13 protein-coding genes are annotated in these 21,048 nt (G+C 40.2%); 10 read left to right on the top strand and 3 right to left on the bottom strand.

Features of this window, described 5'->3' with window-relative positions:
* The 3 genes from WHS38_00995 to WHS38_00985 form a co-directional block, all read right to left on the bottom strand.
* A complete protein-coding gene (locus tag WHS38_00995; GenBank protein MEJ5299548.1) occupies window positions 1-888 on the bottom strand; it encodes an aminotransferase class IV in 888 nt (295 codons plus the stop codon).
* Between the two features lie 122 nt (window positions 889-1,010).
* Window positions 1,011-2,417 (bottom strand): aminodeoxychorismate synthase component I, encoded by a 1,407-nt coding sequence (gene pabB / locus WHS38_00990; GenBank protein ID MEJ5299547.1) that lies wholly within the window; start codon window positions 2,415-2,417, stop codon window positions 1,011-1,013.
* 3 nt (window positions 2,418-2,420) lie between these two features.
* A complete protein-coding gene (locus tag WHS38_00985) occupies window positions 2,421-2,987 on the bottom strand; it encodes an aminodeoxychorismate/anthranilate synthase component II (GenBank protein MEJ5299546.1) in 567 nt (188 codons plus the stop codon).
* A 774-nt stretch (window positions 2,988-3,761) separates the two neighbouring features.
* Here WHS38_00985 and WHS38_00980 point away from each other — a divergent pair.
* From WHS38_00980 to WHS38_00935, 10 genes are all read left to right on the top strand, one after another.
* Window positions 3,762-5,582, top strand: a complete 1,821-nt coding sequence (locus WHS38_00980) for a bifunctional diguanylate cyclase/phosphodiesterase (protein ID MEJ5299545.1) — start codon at window positions 3,762-3,764, stop codon at window positions 5,580-5,582.
* Window positions 5,583-5,812: 230 nt separating this feature from the next.
* The gene (locus tag WHS38_00975) at window positions 5,813-7,996 is read left to right on the top strand and encodes a Cache 3/Cache 2 fusion domain-containing protein (protein MEJ5299544.1); all 2,184 of its coding nucleotides are present in this window, start codon (window positions 5,813-5,815) and stop codon (window positions 7,994-7,996) included.
* Between the two features lie 330 nt (window positions 7,997-8,326).
* A complete protein-coding gene (locus tag WHS38_00970; protein ID MEJ5299543.1) occupies window positions 8,327-10,108 on the top strand; it encodes a methyl-accepting chemotaxis protein in 1,782 nt (593 codons plus the stop codon).
* A 124-nt stretch (window positions 10,109-10,232) separates the two neighbouring features.
* Window positions 10,233-12,404, top strand: a complete 2,172-nt coding sequence (locus tag WHS38_00965) for a cellulose biosynthesis cyclic di-GMP-binding regulatory protein BcsB (protein ID MEJ5299542.1) — start codon at window positions 10,233-10,235, stop codon at window positions 12,402-12,404.
* 21 nt (window positions 12,405-12,425) lie between these two features.
* Window positions 12,426-13,259, top strand: a complete 834-nt coding sequence (locus WHS38_00960; protein ID MEJ5299541.1) for a hypothetical protein — start codon at window positions 12,426-12,428, stop codon at window positions 13,257-13,259.
* Window positions 13,216-15,138, top strand: a complete 1,923-nt coding sequence (locus WHS38_00955; protein MEJ5299540.1) for a glycosyltransferase — start codon at window positions 13,216-13,218, stop codon at window positions 15,136-15,138. The genes WHS38_00960 and WHS38_00955 overlap by 44 nt, the downstream gene beginning before the upstream one ends.
* Window positions 15,101-16,618: a hypothetical protein gene (locus WHS38_00950; GenBank protein MEJ5299539.1), complete on the top strand. Its 1,518-nt coding sequence runs from the start codon at window positions 15,101-15,103 to the stop codon at window positions 16,616-16,618. Before WHS38_00955 ends, WHS38_00950 begins: the two co-directional genes overlap by 38 nt.
* 165 nt (window positions 16,619-16,783) lie before the next feature.
* Window positions 16,784-17,683, top strand: a complete 900-nt coding sequence (locus WHS38_00945) for a diguanylate cyclase (GenBank protein MEJ5299538.1) — start codon at window positions 16,784-16,786, stop codon at window positions 17,681-17,683.
* Between the two features lie 458 nt (window positions 17,684-18,141).
* Window positions 18,142-18,648 (top strand): cache domain-containing protein, encoded by a 507-nt coding sequence (locus WHS38_00940; GenBank protein ID MEJ5299537.1) that lies wholly within the window; start codon window positions 18,142-18,144, stop codon window positions 18,646-18,648.
* A 111-nt stretch (window positions 18,649-18,759) separates the two neighbouring features.
* Window positions 18,760-20,658, top strand: coding sequence for a methyl-accepting chemotaxis protein (locus WHS38_00935; GenBank protein ID MEJ5299536.1), 1,899 nt, complete (start codon window positions 18,760-18,762; stop codon window positions 20,656-20,658).
* Window positions 20,659-21,048: the final 390 nt, after the last annotated feature.

Here is a 21,048-nt window from a genome sequence, read left to right as displayed (position 1 = left end):
TTATGATCTGGTAAACAACCTTTGCCGAAGCTCTGATGCGTATTCAGCCATAGTTTCAGGCACGACACGATTATCTATCTGGCGAACTGGCATAATACCTATCATTGAGTTAAGAAGCCATACTGCATCTGCCTGAAAAAGTTCTTCCTTAAAAAGAGCCCTTGATTCTACGCTCTCGTCATTATCTTTTAGCAATCGCAAAACAAGGCGTTCTGTAACACCTGCAAGCTTCCAACGGCTTTGAGGAAAAACCCAAACGCCATTCAATAACACCGCAAGACTTGCTGTGGAAGCTTCAGCGATATGTCCGTCTATGTCTTCAATAATGGCTTCATGAAAGCCCTCTCGCTTTGCCTGCTCCTTCGCCCAGAGGAAAAATAGATAATTCAAAGTCTTATGAGTCCCCATAGGCGGGGCATAAGGCTCCTTAAGAATGACAGCAGTCCACCCTTTGTTATAATCCTCATCCGACGGCGGGACATAAGGCGTAACCATAAATAGAACTGTTGGGACACTCTTTTCGGAACTCTGTTCAGTAAAATCGCCCTTGAAAGCCGGCTCAGGAAGTCCCAGAGATGATACAGTTCCTCTTGTTACTATTATCTTCAAACGAGCTATTTTTCCGAGATGAGGATTTGATCGATAGAGTTCATCAATAATTTCACTTGTGCGACTTATGGTGAAAAACTCAACAACGCTTCCCATATTGAGAAATAAAAGCCCTCTCCTGAGACGCTCCAGATGTTCCGAAAGCCACAGAGGCTTTCCATTCTGGAGTCTTATGGTCTCAAAGAGCCCATCCCCATATAGAAACCCCCTATCGAGAGGGCTTATTTTAACCGAGTCAACAGGACATAAAGAGCCGTTCCACCACACTGTTTCTATCATGATCTAAAATCCACCTTTTCTTTCTATTCCCAACCAGCGCATAACCTTTTCGTACAACAAAAGAAAAAGAATTAAGGCGCCAAAATCTTTTAATTTTGTGCCTATATATCGAGTCGATTCCTTTAAGAGCAAATGTTCCTCAGCACTCCGAAAAAGGTTTTACCTTTATGGAGAGTTTCCTCATACTCGAGTTCCGGGTCGGAATCATAGACAACTCCACCTCCTACCGAAAGAAAACCATGATAGGACTCTCCATCGAGCGGAAATCTTTTAATGGCAATCATTGTTCTAATAGCGATATTCACATCCATATTACCGTGGAAACCAAGGTAACCTATGGATCCGGTATAGACATGGCGACAGTTAGGTTCCAGCTCATCAATAATTTCCATGGCTCGAATCTTTGGACACCCGGTTATGGATCCCCCGGGAAAAGTCGCATCAAAGATTTTTCCATAAGAAACATCATCTTTAAGGCTCCCCTTAACTATTGAGATAAGATGGTGGACATTCTGGTAGCTTTCTATACGTTTATGTTCCGCGACATGGACGGATCCGGGACAGCAGATTTTACCAAGATCATTCCTTAAAAGATCAACTATCATTGAAAGTTCAGCATCGTCCTTTGGATGAGTCAAAAGCTCGCGCACAAGTAATGAATCTTCTTCCGGTGTTTTACCTCTAGGGCGAGTTCCCTTAATAGGGCGAGTCTCTATAACCCCATCTTTGAGGAAAAGGAATCGTTCCATGGATGTTGAAAGGATATAATAGCCTCCACCGTTTAGGAAAGCGTAAAAAGGCGCAGGATTTATGTGGAAAAGTTTTATCCAGAGTTCGAAAAGGTCTCCCTCAAGTTCAAAGGCATATCTTTGAGATAGATTTACCTGATACACGTGTCCATCTCTTATGTAGTCAATTATCCTGTTGACCGCTCTAATGTAGCCTTCCCTCGAAAAATTACTGCGCCAATTGGTAACTTTCTTAACACCACCCGAGGCATTAACTGAGGTGGGCTTTATCAATGTCAAAGGTTCAAAGTCTTCGGCAGGGCTTACAACAACGTAAAAGAGTTCCTTAGTCTGACGATGATGAATCAGCAATTCCTGAGGAAAGAAGAAAAACAGATCTGGAAGTAAGAGATCGTCCTGAGCCTGCTGAGGAAGCTTTTCAATTGTATTCTTTGCCTCGTAGGCAATATATCCAACAGCGCCTCCGACAAAGGGGGGAATTTCCAGAGGGTAACAAGGCAAAAAAGCCTCCATTATTCGATCAAGTTCCTCAAGTGGCTTACCATACCAGACCCTATAATTGTTGAAATCCTGGAAACGACAAACAAAGCCTTTAGCCGTAAAAATGGCATAGGGATTCCACATAGCTAAAGAATGCATTGCCGAGTCGTGATCGCTTCCGCTCAGGAGAACAAGCGCAGGAAAAAATCGAGCCACAGATCTTGAGTATTCTATGAATCGCTCATCGGAAACATTCTGCTCAAGCAATTTTATAAATCGGAGGCGCCATTGAGCACTCATACCCTACCCCTCTGCAAGAAAATTAAGAACCAGTTCTTTTCCATACTCAGTCATAAATGATTCCGGGTGAAACTGAACCCCATATAAGGGATAATGTTTATGCTGCAAGCCCATAATAACTCCATCACTACTCCATGCAGTTATAACAAGTTCTTCGGTCACAGGTTTTACACAAAGCGAATGATAGCGAGCTGCCCAGAAAGGTGATGGTAGTCCTTTGAAGATTCCAAATCCACTGTGATAAATGAGATCCTTTTTACCATGAACGGGCACAGGAGCATGAACGGTATAACCATCAAAAACCTCGTTTATAGCCTGCATCCCAAGACATACACCAAGAATGGGAATTTGAGTAAAAAAATTACGGATTACATCCTTACTTATACCCGCTTGAGAAGGAGCCTTAGGTCCAGGGGAGATACAAATCCAGTCTGGACGCTTTTTGATAATTTCATCAATTGTAATTTCATCATGCCGGAAGACTTCAACCGACACTCCAAGCGAAGCAAATAACTGAAAAAGATTAAATGTGAAAGAATCATAGTTGTCTATCATGAGAAGTTTCTTCATAACATCTCACCCCCATAAAAAACCAAAGCCACCCAGACCAACCGTGAGTCTGGGTGGCTCCATTATGAGCCTGACATAACTCACAGAAAAAACACCAGAAACTTACAGCGGAGATAACTCCATAGAGATGTTAAATTAACGATCCCGTCATGTCAATAAACGAAAGAGAGTGTTCTAAAACTTCTCCTATGGGGTGGCGAAATATAGAAAAGGCAGGGACGAAACTCAGCCTGGAAGAGCTTCCCAGACCCAGGTAGCTAAAAACGACCTCAATCATGATTCACCGCATAACTGCAGGGGCGGTGCACGTGTCGCCCCTGCAATTCTATTACGGAGTTTTTCAGAATCCCCTCATAAACAAAAGAGGGTATTAGAAAAGTCTCTGATAAAATTCTGAACATTATCAGGTCACTGTAAATACAGGAACAGCCCACCAGAGTAACCTCAGATGAGGAAAAATTTCCAAATATCATCAAATGTCCATATCTTCATCAGGGGAAATTTTAAAATACCCAAACGAGAGAGGCTTTCGAGAGTTCCGCACCGGAGGTTACCTCTACAGGACACCCCCCATGACGAACCACGATATTTGAACAAGATAAAAGATTGTGTGTGAGTGCCCTTGATAAGATTAAGATCGTCTATAACAAGACCTTATTGTTGATTTGTCTGAAAAAATACACATGTTCTTCATATTTTTGAAAAAATTACCTTCTAGAAGATACCTTGAGATAAACGGCTCAGCTTGGATATCATAACAATAAGGTAAGAAAAATGAGTATAAGTAGAGAAAAATTAACTTTTGATTTGAGAGAAACGAATAGAGAAACTATATTAGAAGTTATTGATAATAATTTGCTTACAGTCCATTTCCAACCAATATTTTCATCAAAGGACGGTACAGTTTTTGGGCATGAAGCTTTAGCAAGAATAAAGGGGCAGGATACTATCAAAGTCAGTATTGAGAGGCTGTTTAAACAAGCCATATTAACCGGAACTATTTCATTCCTGGACTTGAAGTGTAGAGAAGAAGCTATAAAACTGGCGTCTTCTCTAAGCATAAAATCTAATGGATCTTATTTATTTATTAACGTATGTCCTGAAACTCTTGCAGATCCCTCACATAGCCCTGGAATAACAGATAAACTCGCCGAAGAATTTGATATATCGAAAGAAAAAATTGTATTTGAAATAACCGAAGAAGCTACTATAAGAAATTATGGTTTATTCTTAGATGCAATATTATACTACAAAAAAAGAGGTTACAAGATAGCAATAGATGACTTTGGAGTTGGCTATGGAGGGCTTAAAATGCTCTCCATGGTAGAACCCGACTTTTTGAAAATAGATCGTTATTTTGTTTCTAAAGTGGACAAATCAAAAATAAAATACAATTTAATTGAATCTGTTCTTACTGTTTGTCATAAAATTGGCATAAGGGTGGTGGCTGAAGGTATAGAAGATGAAACTGAACTCAGAGTTTTAAAGGACATGGGTATAGACTTTTTCCAGGGCTACTACCTGGGCAGACCAGAACCACTTCCCAGATTTACTCCATTTAAGGCGCTACTTTGGTCTGAAATTCATAACAACTGTCATTATGAAGAAGTTTATTTTGTGGGTGATATTGCCAGTAAAATCGAGCCAATATCCCCTGAGGCTCCTATAACAGAGGCTGTCAACAGGTTTATGACCAACTACATCCTGAGAAGTATACCAGTAGTTGAAGATGAAAGAATTGTGGGTATACTTCACAGAAATAGGTTTCTGGAAAATCAAGTCTTTGGCAGATTAGGTTATGGAATACATCTTAATTCAAGAAAACTAATAAAAAGCCTTATGGAGGAGCCTTCACTCATAGTTGAGGCAAACGTTTCAATAGAGGAAGTTTCTCAAAGACTTCAGAATCGCCATTTTGACTTAATATACGACGACATATGCGTCACCGAAGCTGGCAGATATTACGGTATGGTGCCAGTAAACGTGCTTCTGAAGGCTATCACGGAAAAAAGCATTATACTCGCCAAAAATGCAAATCCTTTAACGGGTCTTCCTGGAAATGAGTTCATTCAACGAGAAATAAACAAGAGACTTGCTCAAAATATAGATTTCGATGTCTGCTACATAGACATAAATAATTTTAAACCCTACAATGATCACTACGGTTTTGAAAAAGGTGACATGGTTATCAAGACCCTGGGATCTATAATTAGCAATGTAGCAAACAACTGTGAACCCACCTCTATCTTCGCAGGACATATAGGGGGCGACGACTTTATAGTAATAACTCCTTGTGATATCTCTATTTCTACATGCGAACGTATAATTTCAGCTTTCAAAGAAAAAATTTGTGAATTTCACAATCCAGAAGAACTTAAGAATGGATACTACACAGCAAAAAATAGAAAGAATGAAGAGGAAATGTTCAAGCTCCTTTCTATTTCTATAGGGATTGTTTCTACGAAAAAGCACAATATAAAGTCCTTTGGTCAACTTGCTTCTATCGCTACAGAAGTCAAAAAATTTGCAAAACTGGAATCGACTCTAACAGGTCAATCTTCAATAGTAATGGATAGAAGACAGACCCGCAACTAGATCAAAATAATCATCCGTTCAATTTTATGAAAATCTTTACTAAAATGGGAGGTGAATATAAATAAATAACAACTCAAAGCCAAACATATCAAAAAGTCATATAAGAAGTAAAAACACTAAGTGCAAAATCATAGAACTTATTTTAACTGAAAATGTTCAGCCAACTTATTATTTAGAGCCACTAAAATGGCCTTAACCAGTTACACAAATAATGCAAAGGAGATAGGTTTATGAAAACCCTATCACTAAAAACTAAATTGATGATTGTCAGTATATTATTAACATCAATCCCTTTGGTAATAATTGGCTGGTATGCTAATTCGGAAATTAAACACATTACAAAACTAGCAAAAGAAGAAAGTGTAGCTATCACCAAATCTGACTTAGACCACATTATCCAGGGTGTTTACAATGCAATCTCTGTTCAACAGGAGGTTCTTCAGAAACAAGTCGAAGCAGGTTTAAATGTCGCCAAGTTAATAATGAAAAATAAAGGAATTTTATCATCTTCTTCAAATGAATACGTTACATGGCAAACTAAAAATCAATTTACCGGTCATATTCAGACGGTTACACTACCCAAAGTGTTACTTGGAGGCAGTCCAATACCTTACAACGTTGATCCAGGGACTCCAACCCCCTTAGTAGATGAAGTCAGAGAAATGATAGGTGGAACCTGTACTATATTTCAACGGATGAACGACCAGGGTGACATGCTGAGAGTAGCAACTAACGTAATGACATCGAAAAGAGAAAGAGCTGTAGGCACTCACATTCCTGCAAAAATGCCTGATGGCACTCCAAACAAGGTGGTTTCTACTATACTTGCTGGAAAAAGGTATGTCGGAGGAGCCTGGGTAGTTAACAGCTGGTATACTACAGCTTACGATCCAATATTCGATGAAAGCGGAAAAGTCATAGGAGCTTTATATTTTGGAATTCCGGAAGAAAATGTAAAAAAACTGCGTAGTTTTATTATGAATATAAAAATAGGAAAAACAGGTTATGTGGCAGTGATTGACTCAAAGGGTAATTATATAATTTCTAAGGACGGCAAGCGAGACGGAGAGAACATATGGAACGTCAAAGACCACAAAGGAAATCTGGTAATTCAAGATATAGTCAAAATTGCTCATTCTTTGAAAGAAGGGGAAACTGGAGAATATAGCTATTTTTGGCAAAATCCAGGGGAATCAGCTCCACGGAAAAAAGTAAGCCTCATTACATACTTTGCTCCCTGGGATTGGATAATTATTGCAGGAGCCTACGAAGATGAATTTCTTATGGTTCCAGCTAAAATTGAGGCAATGTCGAAAAAGGTTACTCGCAATACCACCATATTAATTTTCGTTGTAACGCTTATCTCTCTATTTGTTTCACTATTATTCTACAGGAGAATTAACAAAATGATCGATTCAGTTTCTAGACGGCTTGAAACAGGTGCGAAGGACATTGCTATTGCTTCGGAACAAGTTTATCAAACCGCTCAATCCATGGCAGATAGTGCCAGTGAACAGGCATCAAGTATGGAAGAATTGACTGCATCATTACAAGATATTGCATCTAATTCTAAGAATATAGAGAACTTGAGCAAAGAAGTCGGCAAAGAGGTCTTATCCAGTATCCAGGAAATAGAAAACTCCCTGAAATCTCTGGAAGAAGTAACACAACTAATGATCAGAGTTGGATCCGATGAAGATGAAATGGTAAAAATTGTTAAGGTCATAGATGAAATAGCTTTTCAGACCAATCTTCTTGCCATTAACGCTACCATAGAAGCAGCAAGAGCAGGAGAATCAGGAGCGGGGTTTGCGGTGGTAGCTAATGAAGTAAGAAATTTGGCGATCAAGACCACGGAGGCTGCATCTATTACCCAAAGGAAACTTGAAGCTAATATTGCAAATCTATCAAAGACAGTAGATACTGTTAAAGAATTATATGATAATTTCAAAACAGTTGCCGGTAATGCAAAGAATATAGGTAGTAGCATTAGTAATGTTGTGCGAGCAGTGGAGGAAGTCAGTCGCAATATTTCCTATATGACTACAGCCTTTAATCAGTTAAATGAAATAATTCAGAATACTGCCTCCAGCGCAGAAGTGCTAGCAGACACATCAAAAGACGCTTCAAATCATGTTAAAGAAATAAAAAGCATTGTTTATGAATTAGTACTTTTCGTTAACGGAATCAAATCAATAACAAAAAACGGTAAATCAAAACATATCATCACTGCGGTAGATTCGTCAGACTCTAACAACTCCGGCGATTATTATCATCAACTCCCACAAGAAAAAACACCTTTTGTCATCCCTGTTCCAAAATATTTAACAACGGATTACTCACAAAACTCTAAAGGATATTCCTCTTATGCTAATTACGTAAACTGCTCGGTAAAAATAAAAGCTTATAGATAACAACACCTAAAATTGACCATATTGGGATGGTGGGGGCGGCCAGTTTGACTGACCGAATCTCTCCCACACCACCCGTCATGCGAGTCCACATCGAGCGGTTATAGAAGTTGGGTTCGACAGGGAAAAAAAATTTGCAAACTAACCCAATAACAGGAATTTTATAACCTTCTTTATAAAGTTGAAAAAAATCATCATTTTTGCTAAAAGTTGACTTGGTTTATATAAATTTTGGGGTCATCATTAAAACACAAACAACACTGGTTCAATTAATGATTTTTAGGAGAATATTAAGCCCTATTTACTAGGACATCGTAAACATGGGAGGGACAAATGATTGGTTTTTCTATCTCCAAAAAATCTCTCCAAGCCAAGCTTCTGGTTATCTTCACGGCGTGCCTGCTGGTTTTATTCGCACTTAATCAAGTTGTTATATATTTTTTGACATCGAAAACCTATTTTAAGATTTACAACGAAAGACTACCAAGAATGAAGGAAATGTCAGAGTTCTTTTTTGCAGAGAAATTATCAAAACTCAGTAGATATTCAACTCAAATTGACGAAGATCCAAACATTGGTAGAGCCCTTCTTACAGGTGACCGAGAAGCCCTAAAAATGGTTTTGATCCCCATCTACGAGAAACTTAAAAATCAGGATAAAGATGTCAACACTGTGGAAGTCACCAACGATAAAGGCATTATTGTCCTTCGAGCACACAATCCCGACTTTTATGGGGATGATAAGTCAAAAACACAAATATTCGGAGAAGTCTTAAATACAAAAAAACCTAAGGCAAATATAGATGTATCCACTTCTACTGGATTGCTAAGCCTTGACGCAGTAGCTCCGATCTTTTTTGAGAATCGGTTTGCTGGACTTGTAAAAGTTGGAATCTATCCCAAGTCCGAAAACCTTTTAGAATTAAAGAAACTTTTAGATGCCGACGTTGCAGTTTTAATGAAGAAAGATAAAGATATTGATGATTCGATAAAGAAAAAATATCAGGTAGATGCACGTTATTATCAAAATCAAAAATTGCTGGTATATGGTTCTACCCTTTCCCATGATGATGTAGACAAGTTTATGAGTTTTAATGGAAAAGAGGCGAGAGATTTAAAAAGCGGGAAAAATTCTTTTATTGCAAAAGAATTCAGTCTTAAGGTTCTGGGTAATGAGGTAAAAGATTTTTCATTATTAATTGCTGTTCCTAAGCTGGAACAACAAATGATCAAATCATCCCTTGTAACTTCCAGCCTTATTGCAGGAGTACTAGCTTTCATTCTTATTGCAGCAATAGGTTTTGCCCTAAAAAGGATGATAATTAACCCAATTATCCGAATAACCAAAGACTTGAACCAACATTCCTCAAGTTTGAACGAATACGCCGAAGAGCTTTCTTCTTCCAGTCGCTCGCTTTCAAAAGGAGCCACTGATCAGGCTTCTGCGCTGGAAGAGATGTCGGCATCCTTAGAGGAAATATCTTCTATGGCCAAACAGAACGCTTCTAACGCCATAGATGCAGATAAGTTAATGCAAGAAATAAAATTGATAGTAGATAATTTCAAAAAAGAGATACGCAAACTTACAACGAACATGTCAGACATAAATGAGGCAAGCGATAAGATTGCTGATGTTATAAAGATTATTGACAAAATTGCCTTTCAAACTAACTTGCTGGCTCTCAACGCAGCCGTAGAAGCTGCCAGAGCAGGAGATGCGGGAGTTGGTTTTGCCGTTGTCGCAGACGAAGTAAGAAAGCTTGCCATGAACGCCGCTGAATCGGCAAAGAGCATATCAGAAACAATTGAAGCTATGATCGAGAAAGCTAAAAATGGGAAAATGTTTGTTGAAGAAATTAATGCTAATTTTTCTCACATGTCTGATAAACTGGGTAATGCGGTGGAATTAGTTAATCAAATATCTACTGCTTCTAATGAACAGGCACAGGGCATAGCGCAACTCAGAGAAGCTGTTATCCAAATCGATTTGACAACTCAAGAAGTGGCTGCAAAGTCCGAGGAATTAGCAGCTATAGCCGAACAAACCAGGCATCAGTCAATAGGAATTTCCACAATAGTTAAGGATCTCGACATAATAGCCATTGGGGAGGATTAACTTCGCATGACTGAAAATCTCTCTTTTGATTTTATTAAAATATCTCAGTTGAAAACTCATAGTAAAAAGTCAATTAAGACAGCGTAAATAAAATTTGATTCATGATACTTTGGCAGATCAAACGATGGCAAGAATGTCTGCATCGGAGGTAAGAACTGTGCAAAAAATAAGAATATGCGGTTTATTGTTGCTCTTTCTTGTGACATTAAACGCATTTGCCGAAGCTCCAGAACATAGAAATGTGTGGACTATCAGAGTAAATTCAGAAACGATAAACAAAGCACTTTATATATATGGACTGTGGAAACCTAAAAAAGTTTCTTCTAAGGACTTGCTATTCTTTGGGATTTTTGATGATCAAAAAATCATGGAAAATGCTCTGGGGGAACTCAAGAAATTAGACGATTCGGCAACACCACAACAGCTTGACTCATATCCAAGCGACGCTGTTTTTATTCCGGTAGCTAAAAGTATGACGCTTGCCGACTTGGGATACCGTCTTCCCATTCAGATTCGAGGCATTCAGGGAACGACAAGAATTCACATTCCCTGGACTCAGAATATGTCATTGAAAAACTCAAAGGGGGTTTTCTACATAACCTTTCCGCAAGGTATTTTTCAAAAACCGTCAACGCTTACCGTCTATGTTGAAAACAGACCCATCAAGGTTGTGGCTTTAGATCAGACATTCAAGTCTCCCCTGATCGTTGATTTCCCCGAAATTGACAATGCCAATATAGGAGACTTTCTGGATATAACTCTTACCACTTCTATAACCATCACAGGCGACAAATGCGTTGATGATCAAACGGGTAACGCATGGATCATTCTGGAACCAACCAGCTTCTTCGAGATACTTTATTACCCCGTTATCGGTAGTTTTTACGATGCTTTAAAAAATCCTCTCGAAAGATTAAACCTGTTTCTACCATCAGGACAAATTAAACATGAGGAACTAACGGGACTGTTCAACTTCGCATCTCTCATTGGAGCTATCCACTCTTACAGAACTGATAGTATGTTTACTTCCGGTGGTTACTCACTGAAAAGTCCCAACATCATCCTGAAAGAAGGCGCAGAGGACGCAAAAATAATAGGAAGAGATATTGTGATTTCTCCGCAGGGACTTTCTACTATGGCCAGGAATTTCAGTTCTCCTTCCATGTCTCTTTCTAACTGGAATAAGGTTCAGGTCTTACAAGATGAAAAAGACAAAACCGCGCCAGAAAAAGAAATTAAATTTTCTGATCTGGGAATAATTCCCCCTATTCTTCGTGGCATTGGGGATTTGCAATTTTCCATCCCATTTTCCATAGCTTCTTTTGGCAACTTTCCGTCGAGAGTAATGGTGACGATTATTTACCATCATACACCTATTGCTAAAGAAGACAGAGCCTTCATAAAAGTAAGGCTTAATGGAGTTCTTGTGGCTTCGAAGCTTATTACTTCGGGGGAATCAAAAGAAGAGAGCTTTTCTTTTGAGCTCCCATCGAGGTTTTTACAAACGAGAAATACCTTGGACGTTACTTTTTCCTACTTTACCAACCGAGGAGAATGCAAAGGAAGCTTTCCCGATATGGAGGTATCCGTCTCTCCGGATTCATTTTTCACAGTAATAGGAACATCTTTCGTTCAAGAAAATTTCGACACATTCCCGGGACTTCTTTCTGGAGAAGGCTTGATGATTCTTGGAGAATCAAGCTCTAACTTCGTTAATCTAGCTATGGAACTAACGGAAAAACTTGGAAAACTAAGGCAAAAACCTTTATTCGTTAGAGCCATAACACTGGACAATTTCTCTGAAAATTCAGTAACTCCCTTTACAATAGCTGTTCTTAAGGCATCTCAAACGGCCATTTTCGATCCTCTTGTAAATACTTCCGAGCAATTCCTGATTAAAAATCCCCAAACCGGGCAAACAATCCTTGATGTAAACACAAACGATAACGTGGGTGTGTGGCAGGTCTTTCGAGGGAAAAATAAGACAATCGTGGGGATGCTCTCAATATCTGATTCGATAGCAAATTCAATATCACCGACAGAATTCTTGAAGGGGCTACGCATGGAAGGAAGTGCCAATGTTGCCGTGTGGACACAAGTAAGTTCTATATGTTTCGACGGAAATTGTTCGGGGTCAGAATGGAGAAATTTTGAAGTCGGTGAAAAGATGCAGGTTGTCATGCCAGGCAAAAAAGGCATTTCCTACTACTGGACTAAGTACAGGGTTTATGGCTTCTTAATTTTGGGTGTTTTGCTGTTTCTGTTCCTCTGGTATGTTTACAGAAAACTTACCTAAACTTTAACAAGGAGAATTAAAGTGAAGTGGCGTAAGATTAGCATCGGTTTTTGTATGTTTCTTGTCATATGGGTATTTTCTTGCAACGTATGGGCTGGTGCATGGTTACAACCAAAAGGAAGCTTCTTCTTCTCTACGATACTTTACTACTATAAGACAAATCATTACTTCGACAGTAATGGAAATGAAAGAAAGCGTGGAGGAACCTTTACTAAGGTGGAACTCAATCCGTATCTAGAGTATGGTTTAACATCCACTGATACTCTGGTTTTAAACGTATTCTACGATTGGCTTGATGACGATCAGGGAATCAAGTCCGCCACAAATGACGGACTAACCGACCTTGAAGCGGGGTGGCGGCATCTTCTATGGACTGATGGAACTCAGGTTGTTTCGTCCCAGCTAATGGTTGTGGTTCCTCTGGGTTATGATATTGAAGATAACCCAAGGCTTGGGTATGGAAGATATGCTTTGGAAGGGCTTCTTCAATACGGAACTTCCTTTCGCTTCTTAGATCGATACGGCTTCATTGATCTGGCAGGAGGACCCAGATTTTACATTGGCTATCCATCGGACCAAATTCGAGCGAAGCTCAGTGCAGGTTATGACGTCCTGGATTTTTTGCAACTCATAGGGGGAGCCGAACTTCACTGGGGTCTTGGTAACGGATCAACCAAATACATAGGCGAGAATATTACTCTTACGCCCGACTACAAACTTTTGAAACTTTCTGTATCCGGTCGTTTCAGACTTTCTTCTCATCTTTCCTTTGTAGTTACAGCATATTCTCATGCATGGGGAGAAGATACAGGTGCAGGAGGCGGGCTTTACGGCTCATTCTGGGTCTCATACTAAGCCGTCCTCAACACATGAACCCGTAGGACAGATTCTACTGAAACGGGGTCTCATAACAGAGGACCAACTCACTGAAGCTCTTAATATCCAGAAAGAGCGGGGAGGACGGCTGGGATGGATTTTGCTGACTCTCGGCTGGATAACACGCCTGGAGCTTTTCCAGGCTTTAGCAGAACATTACAGAATGCCTTTCTGGAACTTTACAACACAAGAATTTGACGAAAGAGCCGATAAAAGTCTCATAAAGCAATTAGATTCTTCCGAAGCAATACAATATCACATAATACCTTTCTTCAAGACGCTGCCCGATGAAGTTGTTATCTTAACGGATTATCCGGGTGAAAAATTTGATGAAGCGCTTAACATAATCAAGGATAAATTAGACGTCAGAAAAATAGTTCCGTGGTTAATAACAGATCTGGATTTTACCAGACTGGTTCAACACATATGGAACACCGAGCTGGCGGATCTGGCTATATACGGCCTTTTTTATAGAAATCCTGAAGAATCTGCCATAAAGGTTTTTAGTCGCAACCAAGTAATTGCTATGGGGATTTTCCTGTATCTGGTTCTCATATGGTGTTACTTAGATATTAAATCACTCGTAGCTTCTATATTCGGAATAATACAGACAACCTTTTCTGTTCTTATATTGTTCAAAACCGTCCTCAGCCTGGTGGGGGCAAAACATGAAATATCAGAGCCGGTAAGTAAAGAAGAGGTAGAAAGTCTAAAAGACGAAAATCTACCTGTTTACACAATCCTTGTGCCTGTTTACAAAGAGCCAGAGGTTATAGGACATCTTGTAAAAGCCCTAAAGGCGATGGACTACCCCCCAAACAAACTAGACATCATCCTTCTCCTGGAAGAAGACGACAAAGCTACTCTGGAAGCGGCAAAGAAAGCAAAACCCCCCGGTAACTGGCGATTTCTTATAATTCCTCACGCCATTCCCAAAACAAAACCTAAAGCCTGCAATTATGGGTTGTTTTTCGCTCGAGGGACCTATCTTACCATTTACGATGCAGAAGACATACCGGATCCAGATCAGCTAAAAAAAGCCATTGTTGGATTTTCCAAGAACGACCCATCCTGTATATGTATTCAAGCTGCTCTAAATTACTTTAACGCTACGGAAAACTTCATAACACGTATGTTTACGCTGGAGTACTCCTACTGGTTTGATTATCTTCTTCCGGGGCTCGATCGTTTGAAACTTCCAATACCTTTAGGGGGAACAAGCAATCACTTCAAGGTAGAATATTTAAGACTTCTTGGGGGATGGGATCCTTTTAATGTCACGGAAGATGCAGATCTAGGCATCCGAGCAACTGCTCACGGGATGACCGTCGGAGTAATTAACTCAACGACATACGAAGAAGCCAATTCTCGCTACTGGAACTGGATACGACAAAGATCCAGATGGATCAAAGGTTACATGCAAACATCCCTGGTTTATAACAGACACCCCCTTCGTATGCTCAAAACCCTGGGATTTACAAAATGGATGAGTTTCCAACTCTTTGTGACAGGCACCCCACTTATGTTTCTATCAGTTCCCATTGTATGGAGTGTTTTCATCTACTGGATATGTACTCAGACTAAGATCTTTGATCCATTCTTACCACCTATAATTGTCTACTGGGGACTTTTTAACTTACTGGGTGGAAACTTCCTTGGTGTATATCTTAACATGATCGCAGTCTTCAGGCGAAAACTCCATCATCTCATGCCCTACAGTTTAATAAACCCCTTTTACTGGTTATTCTTTCATTCCTTAGCCGCCTACAAAGCTTTATGGCAACTTTTCTCAAAACCCTTCTACTGGGAAAAAACGCAACATGGAATTACAAAAGTCAAAACCACCCCTTCCACATAAAGCCACCAGGATTTTTCTGGGGATTTGCGTATTTCTGAGTTTATTTCTATTTCTGCTGCTTCTCAACACAACCGCTTTTAGAAATAACTATGCTTACGGCGAGCTTCTCATGCTAGGCGAAAAGGCTATGCTTGTATTTCACGGCTATCCGCCTCGTTTAGAAAACCTCGGCTTCGTGTATCCTCCTTTGATATACGTATTCGTTCTAATATTTCAAAATCCATTTATTTCTTCAGCTTTCGTGGGAGCTCTTTCAGCGAGTTTACTTCTATTTTTCACCTTTAAGGCGCACTCTATAGGGCGCATTCCATTGAGCATTGCCTTGGTTGTGCTCCTGTATGTTCTGGCTTCCCCGGCATCCCTTTTCCTTCTGTCAGAACACCAAAGTTTCTGCCTTTTTATAGGCGTGTTCTTGCAATTAGTTCATCATCTATATCGCTATTGTCGATTTCACTACACCATAGATCTTCTTCTCTTTGGCATGATGACGGCTTTTCTGTTTTTTCTTCGGTTTCAGGCAATGTTTCTTATTCCGGTTCTTATCCTGCCCTTCATAATAACCAAAGAAAAACAGGATATTGGACAAAAGATGTCCGTTGCCATAATTGCTTTCTTCCCATCGCTTTTCTTTCTTGGTGGGTGGAGTTATCTCAACTGGGTGTTCATGAAGGATCCACTTTATTTTTTCAGAGCCTGGCTAAGTTCCATGGGAGCAACATCTGGGTGGAATCCTGCCGGAGATCTTAAAGGCGCTACGATCTATCTTTTTGAACGCACAAAAGTCCTGCTTCCCTTCGTTTTGCCCATCTTTGTTGCGTTTATAAGACAGTGGAAAATTGGATTTCAAAAATGCAGAGTAACCCCTTCCATTCTTGCCGCACCGTTTATTCTCATATGGGCAGATGCGTTGATTGGTGCGACTCATGAGCATTCCATGAGTTATTCCATTTTGTTTTTGGTTGCAGCTTTATCTTTCTGGGTAAATTTTCCGGGCGAGGCAAAACTGCCCTGGATAGATAGGCTTTTTGCGGCAAGCATGATTATGTCTTTAATCTTTAACTGGACTCTGCTAGGAAACCAACACCCCGAGGAACAGGCTTTCAAGCAAGCATTAGTCAAGCCTTTGGAAAATTCAACCGTGGGACATGCTCGAGCTATTGTAAAACATATTCGTCCAGGAACTTCCGTTCTGATAGATGATACAAAAGGCTTTCCAGTGGTCTTCATTGAAGGAGATGCCAGAAGGTTTGTTTTGCCCTATCAGTATGAATACGAGACGGTTCTATCGTCCCCCCATTTATTTGTGGACTATGTGGTTGTGTATGCTGGCAAGGGAAAAACTCCATCGGAAGATCGTATAGCGGGGAGATGGCCTGAGGCGGTTTTTGGCTATCTTCCCAGGTTTAAGTTAGCTGGGCGCTATGGATACTTCATGCTTTATGAAAGAACCGAATATCCATTCAAAAGAGTTAGCTTTTAGACACTGAAATCTTATTAAAAGTAAGGTTGCTACAGTTTAATAAGTCAATCTTATTTACTTTTTTATAAAATGGCAAAGTTAATAACATTGGAAATTCTAAAAGAATCCGTTTGCATTTTCAGTTTGATTTATAAGCTTAGCAGTTAGTTTGGAGGAGGTTTTATCATGGATGAGTCTTTTTACAAGAAACTCTTAGATTTTATGGCAGATGGGGTGTATTTCGTTAACGTCGATCGTCGAATCACTTTCTGGAACAAATCAGCAGAGCGCATTACAGGTTATACGGCTAAGGAAGTTATAGGAAAATCATGCTCAGACAATATCCTCAGGCATGTGGACGAATCTGGAAAGGAGCTTTGTAAAGAAGGATGTCCCCTTATGGAGGCGATCCAAGATGAGCGAATGCATGAGGCAAGAATATATCTTCACCACAAGTTTGGGCACAGACTACCTGTTCACATACGAACCATGTCTATGAAAGACCTCTCAGGAAATATCATAGGAGCAGTGGAAGTCTTCAACACTATCAACGAGAATTTCAATATCTTGGAAGAAATTCAAATGCTTCGTAAAGAGGCGCTCACAGATCCCCTAACGGGCATTGGCAACAGGCGCTTTGCAGAAATCCGATTGAAGGAATGTGAAAGGGATGAAAGGGAATACGGAATGCCATATGGGATTCTTTTCTTGGATATTGATCATTTTAAAGCTGTTAATGATAGGTGGGGTCATGGAGTGGGCGATAAGGTGTTGCGAATGGTCGCTAATGTCTTAACTGGGGTCGTTAGAAAACAGAATGCACCCTGCCGTTGGGGGGGAGAAGAATTTTTGGTTGTCTGCCGTAACGTATCGGTAGAGGAACTACGTGCTACGGCAGAGCTTATTCGAATGCTTGTAGAAAAAAGCTGGTTTGATCATGATGGGGAAAAGATTGCCGTGACCGTTTCTTTAGGTGGAGCATTATCAAAACCTGGCGAGTCTTTCGAGGAGGTAGTAAACAGGGCTGACCAAGAACTATACCGAAGTAAAGCCGAAGGCAGAAATCGTGTAAGTATAGCCCCTTAAAGTTAAAATAAGTTTATCATTCTTTCGTGTGGGTTACTGCAATAGCTTGATAAATCATCTTCTCTCGACACTACGGATTTTGACTTAATTGATTTTTCTCACAGTTTTGAGGGGTCTCAAGAAAAGATTAAGATACTGGTAAATTGTTACATGAAGTTGCTCAGGCTCGGATGTGTACCGAACATGAATAAGTTGACCTTCATTGTTGACAATGGCTGTTCTAACCTGGATCCGACAGCGAGATGACCACGGAGTGCACCTCGGTAACGAGATGTCCCAACCTGCCCATAAATTTATACCATAAGTCTCTAAAAATCCTCAATTTTAAGGTATCACCTTTTTCACATTGACAAAATATAACGATAGAATTTATATAGCCCCGCCCATGGGGGACCATGAGGAAAAGCTTTGTTTTTTACAATCAAAAGAATTACACAAAATCAAAGGAGGGGTTTATCATGAAAAAACTGAGTTTCTTGATGGTCATTGGGTTATTCCTCTCATTGTTGTCTGTTTCCGCTCTCTTTGCCGGGGAAAAAGCCCCACCAGAGGAAGTGGTTCAGAAAGTGAGAGAAGCAGCTCAGTTCCTGGCTAAAGAAGGCAACAAAGCACTGGAAGAGTTCAACAAAAAGGACGGAAAATGGGTTTGGAAGGACAGTTACATCTACGTGGTTGACTGTGCTCAGGCGACAGTCCTAGCCCATCCGATGCAGCCCCAGCTCATTGGGAAAAACGTGATAGCCATAAAGGATGCGAAGGGTAAGCTTTTTTCCAGTGAGATCTGTGAGGCTGCCAAAAATCCCAAGGGAGGGTGGGTTGAATACTGGTGGCCCAAGCCAGGTGAGCAAACTCCTTCAAGAAAGCTGTCATATTCCCTCAACGTGGAAGGAACAAATCACGCAGTTGTAGCGGGCATCTATGATGATCAGTCTTCTGTGGAAGACCTGAACAAATCCCTCAAATGAGAAAAAAGCAAGCTTAACAAGAACATATGATGGAGCAGGTTTGCAAGCGACAGCATGCTACTTGCTCCATCTTTTTTACCATGATCAAAGAGGTTGGAGGTTTTTCAAAAAATGAGAATATCCACAAAACTGACCATACAGCTTCTGTCAGCTGTCCTGTTATATATAGTGGCTTTCGCCTCTTCTCAGTACTTCAGCACTAAGATTTACAGCCAATATGATCTCACCAGCGATGTTTATAAATTTCAAGGGAAGCTGCTAAACGTCATAGTGAGTGAAAAGGACTACTTGAGAACCTACAAAGGGGATGTCGCCGAACTTGTCGTTTCAAAAGTCAAAAATCTGAAGGAGTTCATAAGTGCTTTAAAAGCGAAATCCTCAGATTATTCAGATCGCATAGCCAGGCTGGAGGATATTCTCAAAAAATATGAAGAAGTTTTCACTAGCACACAGGCTGTAGCCGAAAAAATTGTGGGAGAACAGAATAGCCTTCGGTCTCTGCTTTCAGACATGAATAAGAAATCACTGGACATGACAAAGACCATTGAAGGACTCATATCCATGGCATACATCACTCAGGGAGAAGCACCTATTGAATACTCATCAATTGCAGTATCTAACAAAACCATCATAAATGGATTAAACACTATCTTCATGTCTCTAAGCGACGATCTCATAATGTATGGCAAAGAAGAGGAATTTCAAACCACATTTTCTCAAAACTATGAGGATGTAAAAAAAGAGATCAAAAATTTAGAAGGAATAATTAAAAACTTAAAATCCTTAAAAACGGGAAAAAAAGACAGCAGCCTTGAAGTGTTTGAAGCCTATCTTGAATATATGCTGAAGGTTGCCCCTGAATACGAATCTCTGGTCTCAAACATTCACAAAGAGTGGAAGGAGCAGGCCAGACTGAGCAAGGAACTTGAAGAGATCAGAGAAAAACTGCTTGTTCTGGGTGCTGAAACCTCTGAAGAGATCAGCAAAGCTCTTAATACAAGCAAGAAGACAAACACGCTTACAGGGTTGACTATAGTTGCTGTAGCTATAGCCATTATGATTATCAGTAGCTTTTTGATAAGTCGTTCTATTACAGTTCCTGTGAAAAGGCTAGCAAAGGCTGTGGATGACGGATTGGTGGAGATAACCTCGGCAGTAATGCAGGTATCCGAATCAAGCAGAGATCTCGCGGAGGGAACCACAAAACAGGCGTCAGCCATTGAGGAAACTTCATCATCCCTTGAACAAATGTCCGCCATGACAAGGCAAAATGCCGAGAATGCCCGAGAAGCAGAACATCTTATTACCGAAACCAATTCTGTCGTGAAAGAAGCCAACACCGCCATGGAAAGACTTATAAACTCTATGGAAGACATTTCAAAAGCCAGTGAAGAAACATCAAAAATCATTAAGACTATAGATGAAATAGCTTTTCAAACCAATCTTCTAGCTCTGAATGCAGCAGTGGAAGCGGCTCGAGCAGGGGAAGCGGGGGCTGGTTTTGCAGTTGTGGCTGATGAGGTAAGAGCTCTAGCAATGAGGGCAGCTGAAGCGGCTAAACAAACGGCTCATTTGATAGAAACCACTATATCCAGAGTGAAGGAAGGCTCAAATTTTGTCCAAGAAACCCATAAAGCCTTCATTCAGCTCGCAGAAATGGCTACAAAGGTAGAATCCTTAGCGAAGGAAATATCTTCTGCATCATCCGAGCAGGCCGATGGAGTTGTTCAAATCAACAAAGCGATTTCTGAAGTAAATATTATAGTTCAACAAAGTGCAGCACATTCAGAAGAATTGGCCAGTGCGGCAAATTTAGTGCTTCAAGAAATAAGATCCATTCAGGAACTCATTGATGGCTTGGTGGTTATGGTTTACGGAAGCACAGAAAGATCTGTTGCTGTAGAAACTTTACCAGCAATAACAAAGAATAAGGACATACCAAAACTCCAAATTACAAAGGCTGATGAATCTAAAGAAATAAAACCGGACGAAATTATTCCTTTAGAGTGAAGATCCCTTAAACAAATTATTAAGTGTGTAGGGGTGAAAAATTTTTCACCCCTACATGATAATTTTCGTGACTTGCAGAATGAGATAAGTATTTAGCCTTTCATTTTTGCCAACTCTACCATGTCCCAAATACGTGATGCAACGGAATTTTATGAACTATATACTAGGCGCAAGTAGAGCCCATATTTTTAAGGCTTTGAAAGGGATCTTCCACATGGGTGAGCATTTTGTAAGGATTCAGAGTTATTCGAGAAATCTTCTCCAGAATAACGCATTAGAGTTTCGGCGATCCCTTAAAGATCCTGCTCAAAGCCTTTCTGGAACCGATTCCTGATGGCTTGTTCTTTGTGCCGTCCTTCGCCACTCGTGCAATACGAGAAGACTTTCTCG

The sequence above is a fragment of the Thermodesulforhabdaceae bacterium genome, assembly GCA_037482015.1.
Lineage (GTDB): Bacteria > Desulfobacterota > Syntrophobacteria > Syntrophobacterales > Thermodesulforhabdaceae > JAOACS01.
Note: the sequence above shows the minus strand (reverse complement) of the source record. Positions and strands in the feature narration are given on the sequence as shown.

Coding starts and splice junctions, on each gene's coding strand:
- WHS38_00940 (MEJ5299537.1), top strand. CDS start 18,142: ATGAAAAAACTGAGTTTCTTGATGGTCATTGGGTTATTCCTCTCATTG.
- WHS38_00995 (MEJ5299548.1), bottom strand. CDS start 888: ATGATAGAAACAGTGTGGTGGAACGGCTCTTTATGTCCTGTTGACTCG.
- WHS38_00975 (MEJ5299544.1), top strand. CDS start 5,813: ATGAAAACCCTATCACTAAAAACTAAATTGATGATTGTCAGTATATTA.
- WHS38_00945 (MEJ5299538.1), top strand. CDS start 16,784: ATGGATGAGTCTTTTTACAAGAAACTCTTAGATTTTATGGCAGATGGG.
- WHS38_00965 (MEJ5299542.1), top strand. CDS start 10,233: ATGGCAAGAATGTCTGCATCGGAGGTAAGAACTGTGCAAAAAATAAGA.
- pabB (MEJ5299547.1), bottom strand. CDS start 2,417: ATGAGTGCTCAATGGCGCCTCCGATTTATAAAATTGCTTGAGCAGAAT.
- WHS38_00950 (MEJ5299539.1), top strand. CDS start 15,101: ATGGAATTACAAAAGTCAAAACCACCCCTTCCACATAAAGCCACCAGG.
- WHS38_00985 (MEJ5299546.1), bottom strand. CDS start 2,987: ATGAAGAAACTTCTCATGATAGACAACTATGATTCTTTCACATTTAAT.
- WHS38_00980 (MEJ5299545.1), top strand. CDS start 3,762: ATGAGTATAAGTAGAGAAAAATTAACTTTTGATTTGAGAGAAACGAAT.
- WHS38_00970 (MEJ5299543.1), top strand. CDS start 8,327: ATGATTGGTTTTTCTATCTCCAAAAAATCTCTCCAAGCCAAGCTTCTG.
- WHS38_00935 (MEJ5299536.1), top strand. CDS start 18,760: ATGAGAATATCCACAAAACTGACCATACAGCTTCTGTCAGCTGTCCTG.